Genomic DNA, 17612 nt, shown 5'->3' with positions numbered 1-17612 from the left:
AATGATGCTTTTTATTTCTCTTTAAATTATGGGATGAATTGGACTAAGAATACAACTATGCATACAGGATATGGGAAGTTTAATTATATGTGGTAGGGGGATACTTCCATCTCTATTTATACCCTTACTTAAACTTATTCCCTAGTAATTAAACCTAATCTTACAATAAAGTATAAGATAAGTTCTTTATCATTAGCTTTCTTTTATTGTATATAAGAAAACTTTAGTAGGGTTATTGGTTGGTTAGGGTTAGTTGCTTTTACTTACTTTTATTTAGTCTTACTTACTCTTAGTTACTCTCATACATAGTAAAGATAATACTTAAAAACCACACTAAACCAAAGATAATGATTAAGAGTCAATAAAGCTTAGTGCTTTTATTTACTCTTAGTTAGTATTACTTACTTTATCTTTTAAGGGTTTTATTTAGTTTCAATCAAGCTTTCTTTTGTTGTATATAAGAAAGCTTTAGTGGGGTTATTGTTTGGTTAGGGTTGGTTGGTTTTACTTACTTTGTTTAGATATTTTGTTTTTATTGATTTGTTTTATTGATTATTCTTATTTAAAAGTTTTTTAGTCTTATTTTAATCTTTTAGTTTGAAATATAAAAGAATTTTACAAAGAGTATCAAAGGAATTATTATAAAGTTCAAGAAACATTTATCCATATAAATTCTAGGATTCTTATTTTCTTTATAATAATTGCTTTTGGTGGGGTTGGATTTCATTTCAATGAGTTATTGAAGAATAAAAAGACCCATCAAGAGCTTTTAAAGATAGGAAATGAAACTCTAAAATATCGATTCTTAAGAGTATTCTTTTAATTGCGTTATTTTAAGGATTCTAAAATGAGTTTATCAAAATGTGAATCATAAAGGGGATTGAAGCTTATAACTGGAAATTCATAATCTCTTTTTAGGATTTTTGTTATATTGTTGGGGTATGAGATTTTAATATGGAGTGTAAAGATATATCTTGCAATCCTTGAAAAAGAAGCATTAGGTGAAAAATCCCCTTGAGATTCATTATAAAAATCTGTGAAAAAATATTCTACTTGCGTAATGGCATTATCGGAGTTTTGATTAAAAAGTATTTTGAAGCGGTTTTGGAAAGTTTGGATTAAATCTTGTGGGATAGGAGAAGTGCTAGAGGTGCTTTGATAAATAATCATAGGGTATGGGATAAGCGGGGTTTGTGTGGCGATATTTTCTTTATAAGAGCAACCATAGAGTATAAACCCTAAAAGAAAAAATGATAAAATCTTTTTCATAAAAATCCTTTTTAATAATTATAGCTTAAAGGGAAAGTTTGAATTGTATCTTTGTTGCCAAAAAACCTCTCTTTATTTCTTCTAATGCTTATTTAAGTCAGCTTAAAAAACGTGATAAGGTTAAAAAAGCTGGGTTTAGCGGGATTTTAGATCCTTTTGCTTGTGGGACTTTAATCATTGCTTATGGGAGATATACAAGACTTTTTACATTTTTAGATAAGAATCCTAAAGTTTATCAAGCTACACTTTGGCTAGGATTAGAGAGTGATACCTTAGATATTGAAGGAATTAAAAAGATTCATAATATTAAGAGATTTAAAGAAGAGAGGCTAGAATCTTTGTTGCAAAGTTTTTGTGGTAAAGTCTCTTTTATCCCGCCAAAATATAGTGCGAAAAAAATTAATGGAAAAAAAGCTTATGAAATTGCTAGAGCAGGGGGGAATGTGGTTTTAAAAGCTCAAGAAATGGAAGTTTTTAAAATAGAATTTTTAAATTACTCTCATCCTTTTTTAAGTTTTAAAGTTTGGGTGAGTGAGGGCAGCTATATCCGCTCTTTAGGAGAATTAATCGCTAGAGAGCTTGATTGTTTTGGCTCACTTAGTTATTTGGAGCGATTAAGTGAGGGGGGATTAGTCTATCAAAATGAAAAAAAACTAAATCCTTTGGATATTTTGCCTTTTCCTATTATTAAGTGTCAAGAGAATCTTAAAGAAGCTGTTTTTAATGGAAAAAGAATCTCTAAAGAGGATTTAAAAATTTACAAAGAAGGTAAATATATAGTAAAATTTGAGGAATTTTTTTCTATAATTTTATACCAAGAAAAAAATATAGAATATTTAGTAAATAGGATTTCCTTGTGTTGATTTTATCAAGAAAAGAAAATGAAAGTATCAGTATTGGTGATAATATCGTTATTAAGGTTGTCTCCATTGATAAAGGAAATGTAAAATTAGGATTTGAAGCTCCCCCTAATCTATTGATTTTGCGTGAAGAATTGAAATTAGCTATTTTAGAGGAGAATAAAAAATCTCTTAGTAAGCAAGGGGATTATATTGGCAAGTTAATGGGTGCTAAGAAAAGAAGTTTATGATAAAATCTTTTGCAAAAATTAATATTTTTTTGAAAATCACGGGTAAAATGGCTTACAAAGGTCAAGATTATCATACGCTTTCTTCGCGTTTTATGCTTTATAAAGACTTGTATGATGAGATGGAGATAAGCTTAGATTCTAAAGAGTTTGAAATATTAGGAAATTTTGATTGTTCTTTAGACAGAAATACTATTTATAGAGCTTATAAAGAGATTTTGCCTTTTTTAAACCAACAACAAAGAGAAATCCTTTCACATTTACAAGTAGTTGTTAATAAAAAAATACCAAGTGGTGGGGGATTAGGCGGAGGAAGTTCTAATGCGGCAAGTTTTTTGTGTTGGGTGAATGATTTTTGCAAGCTTGATTTGGAGAGAGAAAGGCTTTGTGAAATTGGAAGCAGAGTTGGGAGTGATGTGCCTTTTTTTGTCAGTGGATATACAATGGCTAATGTAAGTGGGAGAGGAGAAGTAGTGGAATTTTATGATGAAGAAGCTTTAAAAGTAGAGATTGTAAATCCTAATATTCCTAGTAATACCGCTCAAATCTATGAGGAATATTCTAAAAACTTTTATAAGCCTAGTCAAGAAAATTGGTTTTATTTAGAGAATAATAAAATTTTAGAAAAATCTGCTTTTGAGATTAATGATTTATTAGCCCCTTTACTTAAAATTTACCCTAATCTTAATCATTGGGTTAAGGAAGGGTTTTTTTTAAGTGGTAGTGGCAGTTGTTTTTGGAGAGCAGTATGAAGATAATTGCAACCAATAAAAAGGCTAATTATGATTTTTTTATTTTAGAAAAATATGAAGCAGGGATTGAATTAAAGGGTAGTGAGGTAAAATCTATTCGTGAGGCAAGGGTAAATTTAAAAGATAGCTTTGTTAAAATTATCCAAGGTGAAGCTTTTTTGTTTCAAGCCCATATTGCAACATTAGGGACAACCAATCCTTATTACAAGCCTGATGAAAAACGTCCTAGAAAGTTACTTTTGCATAGAAAAGAGATTGATAAACTCTTTGGGAAAACTCAAGTAGCAGGAATGAGTATTGTAGCTTTAAAGATTTATTTTAATAAAACAAATAAAGCAAAACTTGAAATTGCCTTAGCAAAAGGCAAGAATCTCCACGATAAACGAGAAAGTCTTAAAGGAAAGATTCAAAAAAGAGAGATTGCACAGAGCTTAAAAGAATTTTATAAAAAGTAAGGAGTAAATTTGTTTGGATTAGCTTTAAAAGATATTGTAGAATATGGAATTTTTGGTGTTTTGTTAGCGATGAGTATCATTGCTTTATGGGCTATTATAGAACGTGTTTTATTCTATCGTAGCATTATGCTTAAATCTTATAATAAAAAAGTAGAGTTAGAAGTTGATTTATCTAAAAACTTAACGCTTATTGCAACAATAGGTTCTAATGCACCTTATGTTGGGCTATTAGGGACAGTTTTTGGAATTATCTTAACTTTTGTTCAAATTGGACAATCTGGGGTAGTGGATACAGGGGCTATTATGACAGGTCTTGCTTTAGCTTTATACGCAACTGCTGGAGGATTGCTTGTAGCGATTCCTTTTATTGTTTTTTATAATTTTTTGCTTAGGCAGAGTGAAGTTTTAATCGCTAAATGGGAAGCTTTAAAAGAAAAAGATTAAAAAAAGATAAATAAAAGAGTAAAAATGAAGAATGCAAAAAGAATGGATACTATTAATGTTGTCCCATTTATTGATATTATGCTTGTGTTGCTTGTAATTGTGCTAACAAGTGCAACTTTCATTGCACAAGGTAAGATTCCTATTAATCTTCCCCAAGCACAAGGAGCTAGTGAGATTACTCAAGATTTAAAACAAGTAGAAATTACTATTGATGAAAAAGGAAATTATTTTTTAGATAAAAATCAAACGACTTTAGAAGCACTAGAGTTAGCATTATTGGAAATGCCAAAGGATACAGCGATTTTATTAAGGGGTGATTCTAAGAGTTATTTTGAAAAGTTTATTGCACTTATTGGAATGCTTAATAAGATTGATAGGATGAATGTAGATATTGAAGTGGAGCAACCCTAATGTTTAGAGAAAGCTATGATTTAGGGACTATTATTTCTGCAATTATTACCTTTGTTATGCTAGTTTTTGTGATTCGGTTTATGCTTTATATGATAAATCGTAAAAGACCTACTATTCAAAAGCCTGATTGGTTAGATGATGAACGTTTTGATAATGATAAGAGGAGAAAAAGGAAGTAAATGGAAAACATTGCCATTAATATAATTTTTACCCTCATTATGGTTGCACTGGCGATTTGGGATTTTATTAGTTATGGGAAGCAAAAGCATCGCGATTTTAAATCCATTATTATGAGCACTGGGGTTTTGGGGACTTTTGTAGGTATATTTGTGGGGTTACAAAATTTTGATGTTGTGAATATTGAAAGCTCTGTGCCTTTTTTGTTGGGGGGATTAAAAATTGCTTTTTATACTTCGATTTTAGGTATGGGATTAGCTATTTTACTTGCTATCATACAAAAGAGCAAAGCAGTTAAAAGTGATTTTGAAAATATGCTAGAGTATTTTTCACTTCAAATCTCTAAATTGGATAAATTAACGGATTTAGAAAATCTCTCAAAGATTTTAGAGCAAAATAAACAAACCCATAAACTGCAAGAGAATTATTACCAAATACAATCCCAAAATTTTCTTGTGTTAAAAGAATCTTTTCAAACTACTAATCAATCCTTAAAAGAAGCAATGCACCATTTAGCGCAAGGGGCTTCTAAAGAGTTAATTGCTGCTTTAGAGGGAGTTATTAAAGATTTTAATCAACGCATTAGCGATCAATTTGGAGATAACTTTAAGGAGCTTAATAATGCGGTTTCTTCAATGGTTAAGTGGCAAGAGGATTATAAAGACTCTGTAGAAAGTCTAGGGGAGCATTTAAAAAACACTTTATGTGTTTTTGAAAGCTCTACAAACTCTTTGGAATTAATTACTAAACGCGATGAGGAGATTTTGAGAGTTTATGAATCTTTAGCCCATAGTATTGAAGCTTCAAGAATAGAAAATGAAAAATTATCTCACCTATTAGCCGGATTTTCTACAATGCACGAAGACGCAAGTAAAGCCTTGCATTGCGTAGAAAAATTGACAAAAACCTTAGAGGATTCCCATTCTCAAACTTTAGATTTAACAAAAATAAATCTTGAAACTTTAAGGGAGTTTTTCAAACAAAGCCTTAAAGAACATCAGAGCAACACGCAAGAATTATTAACTATTAACTTAAAAGTGCTAGAGGAAGATTATCAAAAAACTAGCGATAATCTAACTAATCTTCAACAACAATTTGAAAACTTTAATCAACAATACTTAACACAAAATAAAGAAAATATTCAAAACTTTACATTAGCTATCAAAGATGAAATCCAACACTACACGCAAGAAATTTACGCTAATGATTTAGTGCTAAAAGAAAAAAATGCGGAAATGATAACACAAATACAGCTTAAGATTGAAGAGAAAATAGGAGGAATTAGGGAAATTTTTGATAATACTTTGCAAAAGCTAGATAATACCCAAAGGGAATCTTTACTACTTATGGAGAGCCAAACAAAAAGAAGTGATGATTTACTTATTAAGCATATACAAAATATGGAACTTTCTTTAGACAAAGCTAATACAAGCTTGCAAGAAGTAAGCCAAAAGACAAGTGAGCAACTTAGCAAAGATTTTTATACTATTGAAGAGCATATTAGGAATGCTATTGTTAGTTTTGATACCCTCTTAGGCAATACCACTAAAACTTTAGAGGAAAATTTTAAAACTAATAAAGAAGCATTAATAGGACTTTCAAAAGAGATTGAATCTACTATGACAACAACTACTAAAAGTCTTGATACACTCCTAAATGATACTGCTAATACCCTTAGCCAAAGCACTCAAAACATAGAAAAATCTTTTATACATAGTAATGAAACTATTACGCAAAGCCTCAATAAAACTGCTGATACAATGCATAATAGTATCCATCGTATTTTAGAGTATAACAAACAGCATACAAAGAGTTTTGAAGATCTAATGCAGCATAATATAAATGGGTTTAGGCAACATATTAATGCGATGATTGAAAAGGGTAGTGAATGTAATAGGGAATTTCAAGACCAAATGCGTAGTAGCTTTGGAGAATCTTATAAAAATGCTTTAGAAGCTTTAGCTGCGTATTTGAAAAATACAACAACAAGCTATCAAAATCAACTTATGACTTTAAACCAAAAGAGTTTTGAAGAATTGAAGAAAAAATACGACCAAACCTTACAAAGTCATCAAAATTTACAAAACGACTTACAGGAATATTTGAGAGTTATTGCAAAAACAACCCAAAACTTTACAAAAGAATTATTGCAAAATTCTAAAACGCAATTAGATTCGCATTCTAAAGAAGTTATTAAGCAATATTCTAGCTTAGAAGCAAAAATCAAAGATTCTTTAGAATCTATGGCAAAAGGTTATATGGAAATGCTCTCACTCTTAACGAAGAAAAGTTTAGAATTACCAAAAAATGCAAGTGCAGAGCTTTTAAATGAATTTAATAATTTGCAAAAAAATTTAGGTTTAGCTTTAGATGAAACTTATCATTCTTTAGAGAATAATCGTAAAGAAATTGATGGGATTTTAAAAATTATGCAAGAAAATATTACTTCTTCTTTATTTCAAACTTCAAACTTAAATGAGAATCTTTGTAAATCCTTAGGGGATCTTGATAGTGCATTATCTAATATTACTCTAGGGTTTCGTCAGGATTATGAATGGTTTTTGCGTAGAATAAAAGAGCTTATGGGAGCAAGAAACTAATGATAAGCAATAGCAAGGGTAGTGAATGGATTAGTATCTCGGATATGATGGCAGGGATTATGATGATATTTTTGCTCGTTGCGGTTTCTTATATGGTGGTTATTAGTTCCACAGAAAAAAGGCTTGCCTTGCAAAATGCTGAACTTTTAGAGCTTAATAGACAAATGAGTGATATAGCTAAAACTCATCAAAACTTACAAGTGAAACTTTATAATGATTTAATTGCGGAGTTTTCTAATAACCTAGAAGAATGGAATGCAGAAATTGATACCGATAATACCGTACGTTTTAGAGAGCCGGATATTTTGTTTGATCAAGGGCAAAAAGTTGTTAAAATACGTTTTAAAGAAATATTAGATGATTTTTTTCCACGATATATTAAGATTTTAAGTCAAGAAAAATATAAAGATGATATTGAAGAGATTAGGATTGAGGGACACACTTCTACAGAGTGGAAAAATACTGATAGCTTAGAGGTTAGGTATTTAGCAAATGCTGAATTATCACAAGCAAGAGCTTTAGAAGTTTTAAAATATTGTTTTGAATATACCAATATTAGTCCTCATAAACAATGGCTTATTAAGGTTTTGCGGGCTAATGGACTTTCTTTTGCCAAACCTCTTGAAAGTCAAGAATTATCGCGTAGAGTAGAGTTCAAAACTCTAACAAAGAGCGATCAAAAGATTTTAAAAATTTTAAATATTAATAAAGAATTGCAAATGCCTATGGAGAGTTTTTAGTCAATTTGCCAATCAATAGGGACTTTACCTTGTTCTTGTAATATTTTGTTGGTTTTTGAGAAATGTTTGCAGCCTAAAAAACCACTTTTAGCAAGTGGAGATGGGTGAGCGGCTTCTAATATAAAATGTTTTTTGTTATCAATAAGATTATTCTTTGCCCTTGCATAATTTCCCCATAATAAAAATATAATCCCCTCTTTTTCTTGACTAATTTTTTTTATAACATCATCCGTAAAGAGATGCCAACCAAAATGTTGATGAGAGGCGGGTTTATTCTCCTCTACACTTAAAATACTATTAAGAAGTAGCACGCCTTGTTTTGCCCATTTACTTAAATCACCATTACTAGAGGGGGGTGTCCCTAAATCCTCATTTAATTCCTTATAAATATTTTTAAGAGAGGGGGGGAGAGGGATATTTTTAGGAACTGAAAAAGAAAGTCCCATTGCTTGGGATTTATTATGATAGGGATCCTGTCCTAAAATAACAACTTTTAAGCTTGGGAGTGGTGTGAGATTAAAGGCGTTAAAGATGAGTGGGGCGGGAGGATATATGATAGCCCCTTTTTGTTTTGCTTGAATAAAATGTTGTTTTATTTCTAAAAAATAGGGCTTAAAAAATTCTTCTTTAAGGAATTCTTTCCAAGAAGAATCCATCTGGATTTTATCTAAAGAAATGCTTAATTTTTCCATTATTCAATAATTTTAGGCACGATGAAAAAGTTATTTTCGCTTTTTGGAGCATTTTTTAAAATATCTTGAGCTACCCTAGGATTATTAATAGGAATATCATCCCGCATAGTTAAAGCAGTCGTTCTTTGGCTAAAGAAAGTAGGAATGTCCTCCAAATCAAGGTTATTGATATTTTCAATAAAATTTATAATTTCATTTAAGTTATCTTTGATTTTTTCTATTTCTTCTGTCTTTAAGGTGATATTTGCTAGTTTTTGCAAATGCATTAAAAGATCGGTATCAATACTCATTAAAACTCCTCATAATTTTTTAAATAAAACATAAACATTTTAACGCCTCTTTGGATAATTTTATCTATCTCCTCTTTGGTCCTTGGAGGAGTATAGCTTGAATTGGAAATTATATAATAAAAATAGGGATGAATGATTTGATTGATAAAAAAATCTTGAGCTTCTTCAAGATTTTTGATTTTTAAATTGTTTTTTTGACAATAAATTTTCAACCCTTCTATAAGGTAGAAATTTGCTTTTTTAATACAAACAGCTTCAAAAATTTTAAAAATCTCTGGTTGATGATACCCCTCTATGATAATAATACGTTGTAGAGCAATAGAATCTTTTTGAAACATCTCATTAAAAAGATTTTGTGCATATTTTTTTAAAAAATCTTCTAAACTTAAATTAGACTTATCAATACGAGAGAGATTATTATCTAGTGCTTCCATAAAATCTTTCGTGCCATATTTTAGGGATTCTAAAAATAAAGTTTTTTTATCCCCAAAGAGTTTGTAGATGGTGGCTAATGAACCCTCTGTTTGTTTTATAACCATTTGTGGGCTTGTTTTAGCATAACCATACTTTAAAAAAAGTTTAAAAGCTATTTTAAGAATCTTGTTATATTTTTCTTGAGATTTTTTTGATAATGTTTGCTTTTGCAAGAGAAGCCTTAATGATTTTGTTTATTACCTTATATTGATAATTAAAGAAATATTCAAGATTTTATAAAAATTAAACTTAATATAAACTGCGTTTAAAAAGTTTTAAATTATTATTAGAGAAATATTTTGGTTAGGAATATTAGTGAAAAAAGAAACAAAAACTTATCGCCCTAATGTAGCTGCTATTATACTCTCTCCAAAATACCCTCTTATTTGTGAATTATTTATCGCAAGTCGCACTGATATTAAAAATGCTTGGCAATTTCCTCAAGGGGGAATTGATAAAACAGAAACCCCTAAAGAAGCCTTATATCGTGAGCTTAAAGAAGAAATAGGGACAGATGCTATAGATATTATCGCAGAATATCCTCAATGGATTAGTTATGATTTTCCTCCTTTAGTTGTCAAAAAAATGTATCCTTATGATGGACAAATACAAAAATATTTTTTAGTGCGTTTAAAAGAGGAGGGGAGTATCAATATCCATACAGAAGAACCAGAATTTGATGAATATAAATTTGTAACAATTGATGAAGTTTTTAATTATATCACTTATTTTAAACGACCCGTCTATAAGCAGGTTTTAGAGTATTTTAAAAAGAAAGGGTATTTATAAATGCTAATTATTCAAAAATATGGTGGCACAAGTGTTGGGGATTGTGAGAAGATTCAAAATGTTGCTGCTCGTGTTGTAGAAACCAAAAAAGCGGGGCATAGTCTTGTTGTAGTGGTTTCAGCAATGAGTGGAGAGACCGATAAACTTTTAGGTTATACAAAATTTTTTTCTAAACTGCCTAATGAACGCGAAATGGATATGGTTTTGAGTGCGGGTGAGAGGATTACAAGTGCGCTTTTAGCGATTGCTTTAGAAGAATTAGGCTATAAAGCAATTTCTTTAAGTGGTAGAGGTGCGGGTATGATTACAGATAATTCCCATACAAAAGCTAGGATTCAAATGATTGATACTTCAAGGTTAAATGCATTATTAGCTAAGGATTATATTGTAGTGGTTGCAGGCTTTCAAGGTGTTACTTCTAAAGGTGAAGTAACAACACTAGGAAGGGGAGGGAGTGATTTATCCGCTGTTGCTTTAGCGGGGGCTTTAGAGGCAGATTTATGCGAGATTTATACCGATGTTGATGGGGTCTATACTACAGATCCTAGAATCGAACCTAAAGCTAAAAAAATTGATAAGATTAGTTATGATGAGATGTTAGAGCTTGCTTCAATGGGTGCTAAAGTTTTACTTAATCGCTCGGTTGAAATGGCAAAAAAACTCAATGTTAATTTAGTTACAAGAAATAGTTTTAATCATAATGAGGGCACATTAATTACTAAAGAGGAGTTAATTATGGAACACCCAATTGTTAGTGGGATTGCACTAGATAAGAATCAAGCTAGAGTGAGTATTTGTAATGTAGAGGATAGACCTGGTATTGCTGCAGAGATTTTTGGGACATTATCAGAGGCCAATATTAATGTTGATATGATTGTGCAGACCATTGGTAGAGATGGAAAAACAGATTTAGACTTTACCATCCCAGAAGTAGAATTAGAAAATACCAAACGCGTTTTAAAATCTTTTGAAGATAATGTTGAAAGTATTGATTATGATTCTGATATTGCAAAAGTTTCTATTGTGGGTGTAGGTATGAAGTCTCATAGTGGAGTAGCCGCTAAAGCTTTTCAAGCACTAGCGGAGGATAATATCAATATTATGATGATTAGCACAAGTGAGATTAAAATCTCTATGATTATTAAACTTAAATATTCAGAACTTGCTATTAGGACACTACATAGCATTTATAAATTAGAAAAATAATGCAAGATATTGCTTCTTGGACCATTCATACGCTTCGGCACGATGTAAGTCGTCCTACTTGGTTAGAAGAGCGTAAGTTTGAGTGGATTCCTCTTATTAAGAGAACTTTACAAAGAATGTTTAATGGTGAGAGTTTGATTTTAATTACTGATAGGGATAGGGAATGGTTTATCCATTATATTATTAATTCTATTAATAAAAATAGCAATCGTCCTTATTTGCCCATACTAAGCATTCATTCTTTATTTCCTCAAATTGACAAATTCCATAAAGATGATACAGAAATGGCTCTTATTGATGATTATTTTGATAATATTTTTATGCGACGTTATTTCTTTTGGTATGTTGGGAGAAATGATGCACCAAGGGCTAAATTTGTGTTTAATCGTGAAGATGGATTTTTATGGCTATTTGATACTAATTTACAAAATAGTTTTACTTTGCAATCTACAGATCCTCTTATAGATATTAAACTTATGCAAATGTTTAGAATCTTTAATTTAACTATTGATGCAGCAATGTTTGGGCGCATCTCTTTGGAATAAATATGCAATATCCTTTTAGCCATATTTTATTGACTAAAAACCCCATAGAAGAAGCAAATATTTATTATGAGAATAATAATCCCCAGTTTTTTAGACTTTTTTGTGCAGAGGATTTGAATATAGAAATAGCTAGGGCTATTATTGATGAGAGTTATATTGCAAGTAATGGAATAAAGACACTTGTAATTGCCGCAAATAGCTTTAATATTCCTGCGCAAAATGCTCTTTTAAAGGTTTTAGAGGAGCCACCAAGCCAAATTATTTTTATCCTCTTTACAAAAATGAAATCTTTATTATTGCCAACAATACGTTCAAGAATCCCTATTATGAATAAAATACAAAAAACTCCTTTACCCCCATTTCCTTTAGAGATTCAAACTTTAAATCTCCAAAAAGTTTATGATTTTTTAAAAGAAAGGCAAAAAGAGTTTGGGAGCAGCGAGAGAAAATCAGAGATTGAAGCTTTATATATGGATTGTATCAAAAGTGGGCTATTTTTTAATGAGCAAGAACATAGGGTATTTGAAGAAGCTCTAGTGTGGGATAGCCAAAAAGAAAAACATCATAATATTTTATTAGTGCTATTATTGATGGTTTTAAAAGTTAAACAAAGAAATTTTAGACTTTAGAAGTCATCATTAGGGAATAATATGTTTGTGAAGCGATTAAAAAACTGCAAAAAGGAATTAAAAAAACTTCATTGTGATGGAATAGGTTATGAGATACTCTCCTTAAAAGATGAGATTTTTAGTTTTTATCTTTATGGTATTAAGGCGCCTGCAGCAAATATTCTTAAACAAGAAGCTTTAGCTTGTGGAGGAGATTTTGCTCTCCCAAAAGATGCCATAGTCTATGCTAAAGAGTTTTATGATGGGATTTTGATGATTACCAAATCTCAAGCTAAAGTGCTTTTAAAAAAGTTGCAAATTCAACCTTTTGGGTTAAAAAATCTTGCTTTAGTAATTAAGAAGCACTTCAAAGAATTAGAATATCCTTTTGGTATTATGGGGGTTATTAATGTAACCCCTGATAGTTTTTATGAATATTCCAGGCAAAACTTACAAAGTGCTAGAAAACGAATCTTAGAAATGATAGAGGAGGGTGTTGATATTATTGATATTGGTGGCGCCTCTACTCGTCCTGGAAGTGCTTGGATAAATGCAGAGGAAGAGAGGAGTAGGATTAAACCTATTGTAGAATTCATTGTTGCAGAAAATTTAATAAACAAGGTAAAATTTAGTATTGATACTTACACTCCAGAAGTTGCAAGGCTTTGTTTAGAAAATGGTTTTTGCGTGGTTAATGATATTACAGGATTTACAAACCCAAAAATGCTTGAAGCTGTTCGTGGTTATGAATGTGAATGTGTGATTATGCATATGCAAGGAAACCCTAAAGAAATGCAATATAATCCGCAATATGAAAATTTATTTTTAGAAATTGATAGTTTTTTTATGCGACAAATAGAAAAACTTTATAAAAATGGAAACACACATATTATATTAGATGTCGGGATTGGGTTTGGAAAAACCTTAGAGCATAACTGCGAACTAATCAAGCATTTAAAGCATTTTTTTCATTTTGGTTATCCACTTTTAGTGGGTGCTAGTCGTAAATCTATGATTGATAAAATTATTCCATCTAATGTTAATGAGCGTTTAGCTGGCACTTTAGCCATTCATTTAGAAGCACTCAATAATGGGGCTAATATTATTCGGTGCCACGATACCAAAGAGCATATTCAAGCCTTAAGGGTTTGGCAGGAGTTACATTGATTGAACGAAAAGAGATGATTTACCAATTATCTAATTATGGGTATTCTAAAGCAACCTTAGAAGTAATGTCAACAAGAGAGCTTATTCAATTATCAAAAAAAATCAGTAAAAATAGAATCTTAGAGTTTTTAGAAATGATGCCTAGCGAGAAGCAAGTGGAGATTATTTCTGATAATACAAGTGAGTATATTAGCAAGGAATTAGAGAATATATCCCACGCTATAAAAGAAGAAATAGATTTTTTTACACTTTATGAAGCTATTGAAAAAATCTTTGCTTTTTATGGACTGAATGAAGCTGTCGAATTAGTTTTGTCCCAAGTTAGCGAAAAGTATTATAAACAAATAACACAGATTATAGAATTAGTGTATAGATACTACCAAGAAAGTTTATTAGAAGAAATAGAAGAATTATGTAGGGAATATCCACCTGAAGAACAATATGAACAAATGAGTATTTATAGCAAAAAACGAGAGGATATTGCTTTTTTAAGAGATATTATTCATACAATGAAAAAAAATAATAATCAAAGCAAATTTACTAAAATATCCCAACTAAAATTTGAAATTATTCATGATTATTTCCCTGATTTTTTATATGAGAATTATGAGGAATATTATGAAGATGAAGATAAAAAGAATCAGATTATAGAACGTATTATGTCTTTAACCAATGCTTATAAAAAGGCTGTTCTTAAAAATAAAAAAATTGTTGTTTTAAAAAATATAGAAGCGGTTTTGCTAAAGGATAAAGATAGGGAAAATGAAGAAAAAACATTAATTAAGGATTATACAAAGAAATTTGCTGAAATTGTTAATAGTGAAGATGAATTAGCTTTTAGTATCCTATTAAAAGAAGCTCTAGATTTGTTGGATGAAAGAGATGTAAAAAAGATTATTGATAATTTTGACCTTTCTAATAATCCGATTTTACAACAAAGATATAATATTTTACTACGAAATCATAAGCCTAAATAATTCTAACAATAGAAAGTCTAAAAAGTACGTTTTAGAAGCTCTTCAGGTCGTAAAATAGTAATTAACCTATCATCTTTTTTGCCTACTCCATAAATTAGGCTTTCATCTTGACTAATGGTTTCAGGAGTGGGATCTACATCTGATTCTTTAATTCTTACAGCTTCTGTCAATCTATCAATAACAAATCCCGCTCTCTCTTCTTGAATTTTAATAACAATATAACGTGTATCCTCTGTCGGTTTTTCAAAAGGTAATCCAAACTTGAGACGTAAATTAATCAAAGGAATAACCCAACCACGCATATTAAATACACCTAAAACATAATTTGGAACTCCTGGAACTCTAGTATATTCAAAAGGTTTGATAATCTCTTGAATAGTTAAGATGGGTAAAGCAAATTCTTCAGAGCCTACAACAAAAGCTACAAGTTGAATAACATCTTCATTCTCTGCAGCTGGTTTTTTTTGCTCTTGTTGTTTTTGTAGAATATCTTGTAATTGATTACTCATTATTCAGTTACCTCCATAGTAAATTTGATATTTCTTTTTACAACATTCATTAAGTATTCTGGAGAGTAGGGTTTAGTAATGTATTCTGTCATACCTGATTCAACTCCACGCATTCTATCAGTTTTGCTTGTCCTACTTGTAACGGCAATAAGTGGTAGATTTTTAAACTTAGCGTATCTCCTAATTTCACCCGCTAATGTATAGCCGTCCATTTTAGGCATTTCAATATCAATTAAAATAGCATCAAAAGTTTTATCTCCATTTTTAACTATATCTAGTGCTTCTACCCCATTTGTGGCTTCTGTTAAAGTAATTCCTAGAGGTTTAAGCGATTTTTTCATAATAGCCCTATCAGTCATTGAATCATCCACAATTAAAACTTGGTAATCGCTAGGAGCACTTTTTCCTTTTTTAGATTCATTTTCTTGTATGAGATTACTAATGCTAACTTTAACTTGTTTTGCCATCTGCATCATTGCTGCAATATCTACAATAAGCGTTACTCTACCATCTCCTCGAATGGTTGCACCAGCAATTCCTTCAGTTCCTTTGAGATAAGAGCCAAGTGATTTAATAACAACTTCTTCTTGCCCAATGAGAAAATCAACAATTACTCCTATTTTATTTTCCGCAAGACCAATTACTACAACATAGGCTTGTTCAGAATTATCAAGAACAGCATTGACCCCAAAAATATCTGCTAATCTCACAAGTGGAAGCACTTCATTTCTAAGTCTTAAAACACTTTTGTTTTCTACCGTGTAAATTTCATCTTGAGAGATTCTAACAGTTTCGATAACAGAAGCAAGCGGAATAGCGTAATATTCTTCTTGCACACCAACTAGTAAAGATTGAATAATAGCAAGTGTAAGAGGAATTTTGAGTTTTAAAGTGGTGCCTTCTCCAAAAGCACTTTCTACATCAATAATACCATTGAGTTTTTCAATATTAGTCTTTACAACATCCATACCAACACCACGTCCGCTAATATTTGTAACGACTTTTGCTGTGGAGAAACCAGCTTTAAAAATTAAAGAATAAGCCTCCTTATCACTCATAGTATCTGCTTCTTTTTCGCTAATAAGTCCTTTTTCAATTGCTTTAACTTTGAGAGCTTCTGGATCCATTCCTTTTCCATCATCTTTTATTTCAACAACAATATGATTCCCCTCATTATAAGCTTTTAATTCCACAGTCCCTTGCTCACTTTTTCCCGCAGCAACCCTTTCTTCTTTGGTTTCTATTCCGTGATCACAAGCGTTTCTAATCAAATGCACAAGAGGGTCGCCTATTTCTTCAACGATAGATTTATCTAGTTCTGTTTCTTCTCCGCTAATGATAAGTTCAATGTTTTTACCAACCTCTCTTGAGAGATCCCTAACCATTCTTGGAAATTTATTAAAAACTCTCCCAATAGGTAGCATTCTTGTTTTCATAACTGCTAATTGAATATCAGTTGTTACCATAGAAACACTTGCCACAACTTGATTAAGTTCTTCTAAGAACTTTTCCCCTTCATACCGCTCTTCTACATCATTGTAGATTTTAATCAGTCGATTCTTTCCTAATACAAGCTCACCAATAAGATTCATTAAGCTATCTAACCTTTTAACATCAACCCGAATAGTCTGTTCAACAGCAGTAGCAGGAGCTTTAGTATCTTGCGATGGAGTTGTTGTTTTAGGGGGGGCTTTTGTAGTAGCTACAGGCTTTGCAGGAGTGGATGCTACTGGTGTAGCAGTAGCAATTTCGGGTTCAGGAGTAACTGGAGCATTTTCTTTAATTTCTACTGGAGCTTGAATTTCTTCGCTCTTGCCCTCTGCTTTTTTTTGCTGCCTTTTTCTTTTATCTTCTTCTTGACGCTTACTAAGTAGTCGATCAATCTCTTTTTCGATTTCCTCTGGAGACATATTGGCATAATCAAGTTCAGGCTCTTCTTCTATGGGTATAGTATCAGCAACTGGAGATTCTACTGCAGACGTTTGAGTCGATAGCGATTCTCCTTTTGATATGGCATCAAGTTTTTCTACAACTACAGCAATATCTGAATCTAAACCTGTATTTGCATCTGTTCCTGTATCACGGATTGCATTAAGAAGTTTTTTCATAAAATCTATAGAAGCTAAAACAATATCCATAATATCAGGAGTAATTGTTAATTCCCCATGTCTTGCTTTGTTTAAAACATCTTCCATATGGTGTGTAAGATGAGTAAGAACTGAAAAGTTTAGAAATGAACCTGAACCTTTAATAGTATGAGCAACTCTAAAAATTCTATTGAGTAAATCTAAATCCTCTGGTCTAGTTTCTAACTCAACTAAATCTTGATCGAGCTGTTCAATCATTTCAAATGCTTCGATTAAAAAGTCTTCCATTATTTCTTGCATTTCATCCATATAAATCCCTTTCTTTTAAAGTAT

The 17612-nt window shown here is 31.1% G+C and carries 21 protein-coding genes; 15 read left to right on the top strand and 6 right to left on the bottom strand.

The features are described from left to right. Positions 1-828: 828 nt before the first annotated feature. A complete protein-coding gene (locus LS72_RS08585) occupies positions 829-1269 on the bottom strand; it encodes a hypothetical protein (RefSeq protein WP_034554355.1) in 441 nt (146 codons plus the stop codon). Positions 1270-1307: 38 nt separating this feature from the next. Here LS72_RS08585 and truB point away from each other — a divergent pair, with 38 nt between their 5' ends. Genes truB through LS72_RS08540 form a run of 9 tightly spaced genes read left to right on the top strand, consistent with a single transcriptional unit; the run spans position 1308 to position 7935 of the window. Next, positions 1308-2132: a tRNA pseudouridine(55) synthase TruB gene (gene truB, locus LS72_RS08580; protein ID WP_034554354.1), complete on the top strand. Its 825-nt coding sequence runs from the start codon at positions 1308-1310 to the stop codon at positions 2130-2132. Further along, the gene (gene csrA / locus LS72_RS08575) at positions 2126-2359 is read left to right on the top strand and encodes a carbon storage regulator CsrA (RefSeq protein ID WP_034554352.1); all 234 of its coding nucleotides are present in this window, start codon (positions 2126-2128) and stop codon (positions 2357-2359) included. Before truB ends, csrA begins: the two co-directional genes overlap by 7 nt. Continuing rightward, on the top strand, positions 2356-3108 hold the full coding sequence (locus tag LS72_RS08570; protein ID WP_034554350.1) for a 4-(cytidine 5'-diphospho)-2-C-methyl-D-erythritol kinase: 753 nt from the start codon (positions 2356-2358) through the stop codon (positions 3106-3108). The genes csrA and LS72_RS08570 overlap by 4 nt, the downstream gene beginning before the upstream one ends. Then, positions 3105-3563 carry an SsrA-binding protein SmpB gene (gene smpB / locus LS72_RS08565; protein WP_034554349.1) on the top strand — a complete coding sequence of 153 codons (459 nt, stop codon included), beginning with the start codon at positions 3105-3107 and terminating at the stop codon, positions 3561-3563. Before LS72_RS08570 ends, smpB begins: the two co-directional genes overlap by 4 nt. A 9-nt stretch (positions 3564-3572) precedes the next feature. Further along, the gene (gene exbB, locus LS72_RS08560; protein WP_034554347.1) at positions 3573-4007 is read left to right on the top strand and encodes a TonB-system energizer ExbB; all 435 of its coding nucleotides are present in this window, start codon (positions 3573-3575) and stop codon (positions 4005-4007) included. Between the two features lie 24 nt (positions 4008-4031). After that, positions 4032-4418 (top strand): biopolymer transporter ExbD, encoded by a 387-nt coding sequence (locus LS72_RS08555; RefSeq protein WP_034554345.1) that lies wholly within the window; start codon positions 4032-4034, stop codon positions 4416-4418. Further along, complete coding sequence (locus LS72_RS08550; RefSeq protein ID WP_034554343.1) at positions 4418-4597, top strand: hypothetical protein; 180 nt, start codon at positions 4418-4420, stop codon at positions 4595-4597. Before LS72_RS08555 ends, LS72_RS08550 begins: the two co-directional genes overlap by 1 nt. Further along, positions 4598-7195 carry a hypothetical protein gene (locus LS72_RS08545; RefSeq protein ID WP_034554342.1) on the top strand — a complete coding sequence of 866 codons (2598 nt, stop codon included), beginning with the start codon at positions 4598-4600 and terminating at the stop codon, positions 7193-7195. Next, positions 7195-7935 carry an OmpA family protein gene (locus LS72_RS08540; RefSeq protein WP_034554340.1) on the top strand — a complete coding sequence of 247 codons (741 nt, stop codon included), beginning with the start codon at positions 7195-7197 and terminating at the stop codon, positions 7933-7935. The genes LS72_RS08545 and LS72_RS08540 overlap by 1 nt, the downstream gene beginning before the upstream one ends. On the opposite strand, the gene ung is transcribed toward LS72_RS08540, so the two are convergent. The 3 genes from ung to LS72_RS08525 are packed head-to-tail and all read right to left on the bottom strand — an operon-like array spanning position 7932 to position 9564. Next, on the bottom strand, positions 7932-8627 hold the full coding sequence (gene ung / locus LS72_RS08535) for a uracil-DNA glycosylase (protein ID WP_034554338.1): 696 nt from the start codon (positions 8625-8627) through the stop codon (positions 7932-7934). The genes LS72_RS08540 and ung overlap by 4 nt on opposite strands. Then, complete coding sequence (gene gatC / locus LS72_RS08530) at positions 8627-8917, bottom strand: Asp-tRNA(Asn)/Glu-tRNA(Gln) amidotransferase subunit GatC (RefSeq protein WP_034554337.1); 291 nt, start codon at positions 8915-8917, stop codon at positions 8627-8629. Before gatC ends, ung begins: the two co-directional genes overlap by 1 nt. Continuing rightward, positions 8917-9564, bottom strand: coding sequence for a TetR/AcrR family transcriptional regulator (locus tag LS72_RS08525; protein ID WP_034554336.1), 648 nt, complete (start codon positions 9562-9564; stop codon positions 8917-8919). The genes gatC and LS72_RS08525 overlap by 1 nt, the downstream gene beginning before the upstream one ends. Positions 9565-9706: 142 nt before the next feature. Here LS72_RS08525 and LS72_RS08520 point away from each other — a divergent pair, with 142 nt between their 5' ends. The 6 genes from LS72_RS08520 to LS72_RS08495 are packed head-to-tail and all read left to right on the top strand — an operon-like array spanning position 9707 to position 14683. After that, positions 9707-10180 carry an RNA pyrophosphohydrolase gene (locus LS72_RS08520; RefSeq protein WP_034554334.1) on the top strand — a complete coding sequence of 158 codons (474 nt, stop codon included), beginning with the start codon at positions 9707-9709 and terminating at the stop codon, positions 10178-10180. Beyond that, positions 10181-11386 carry an aspartate kinase gene (locus tag LS72_RS08515; RefSeq protein ID WP_138155264.1) on the top strand — a complete coding sequence of 402 codons (1206 nt, stop codon included), beginning with the start codon at positions 10181-10183 and terminating at the stop codon, positions 11384-11386. After that, positions 11386-11931 carry a HobA family DNA replication regulator gene (locus tag LS72_RS08510; protein WP_034554526.1) on the top strand — a complete coding sequence of 182 codons (546 nt, stop codon included), beginning with the start codon at positions 11386-11388 and terminating at the stop codon, positions 11929-11931. The genes LS72_RS08515 and LS72_RS08510 overlap by 1 nt, the downstream gene beginning before the upstream one ends. Positions 11932-11933: 2 nt before the next feature. Continuing rightward, a complete protein-coding gene (locus LS72_RS08505; RefSeq protein ID WP_034554525.1) occupies positions 11934-12560 on the top strand; it encodes a DNA polymerase III subunit delta' in 627 nt (208 codons plus the stop codon). A gap of 21 nt (positions 12561-12581) precedes the next feature. Beyond that, entirely contained in the window at positions 12582-13706 is a 1125-nt protein-coding gene (gene folP / locus LS72_RS08500; protein WP_034554523.1) for a dihydropteroate synthase, read from the top strand. After that, positions 13688-14683 (top strand): hypothetical protein, encoded by a 996-nt coding sequence (locus tag LS72_RS08495; protein WP_238700781.1) that lies wholly within the window; start codon positions 13688-13690, stop codon positions 14681-14683. Before folP ends, LS72_RS08495 begins: the two co-directional genes overlap by 19 nt. Positions 14684-14700: 17 nt before the next feature. Here the strand turns inward: LS72_RS08495 and LS72_RS08490 are convergent, their stop codons facing one another. Together LS72_RS08490 and LS72_RS08485 are read right to left on the bottom strand one after the other, a co-directional pair. After that, positions 14701-15192 carry a chemotaxis protein CheW gene (locus LS72_RS08490; RefSeq protein WP_034554522.1) on the bottom strand — a complete coding sequence of 164 codons (492 nt, stop codon included), beginning with the start codon at positions 15190-15192 and terminating at the stop codon, positions 14701-14703. Then, complete coding sequence (locus LS72_RS08485) at positions 15192-17588, bottom strand: hybrid sensor histidine kinase/response regulator (protein WP_034554521.1); 2397 nt, start codon at positions 17586-17588, stop codon at positions 15192-15194. Before LS72_RS08485 ends, LS72_RS08490 begins: the two co-directional genes overlap by 1 nt. Positions 17589-17612 lie beyond the last annotated feature (24 nt).

This window comes from Helicobacter apodemus (genome assembly GCF_000765745.2).
In the GTDB taxonomy this organism is placed as follows: domain Bacteria; phylum Campylobacterota; class Campylobacteria; order Campylobacterales; family Helicobacteraceae; genus Helicobacter_D; species Helicobacter_D apodemus.
Note: the sequence above shows the minus strand (reverse complement) of the source record. Positions and strands in the feature narration are given on the sequence as shown.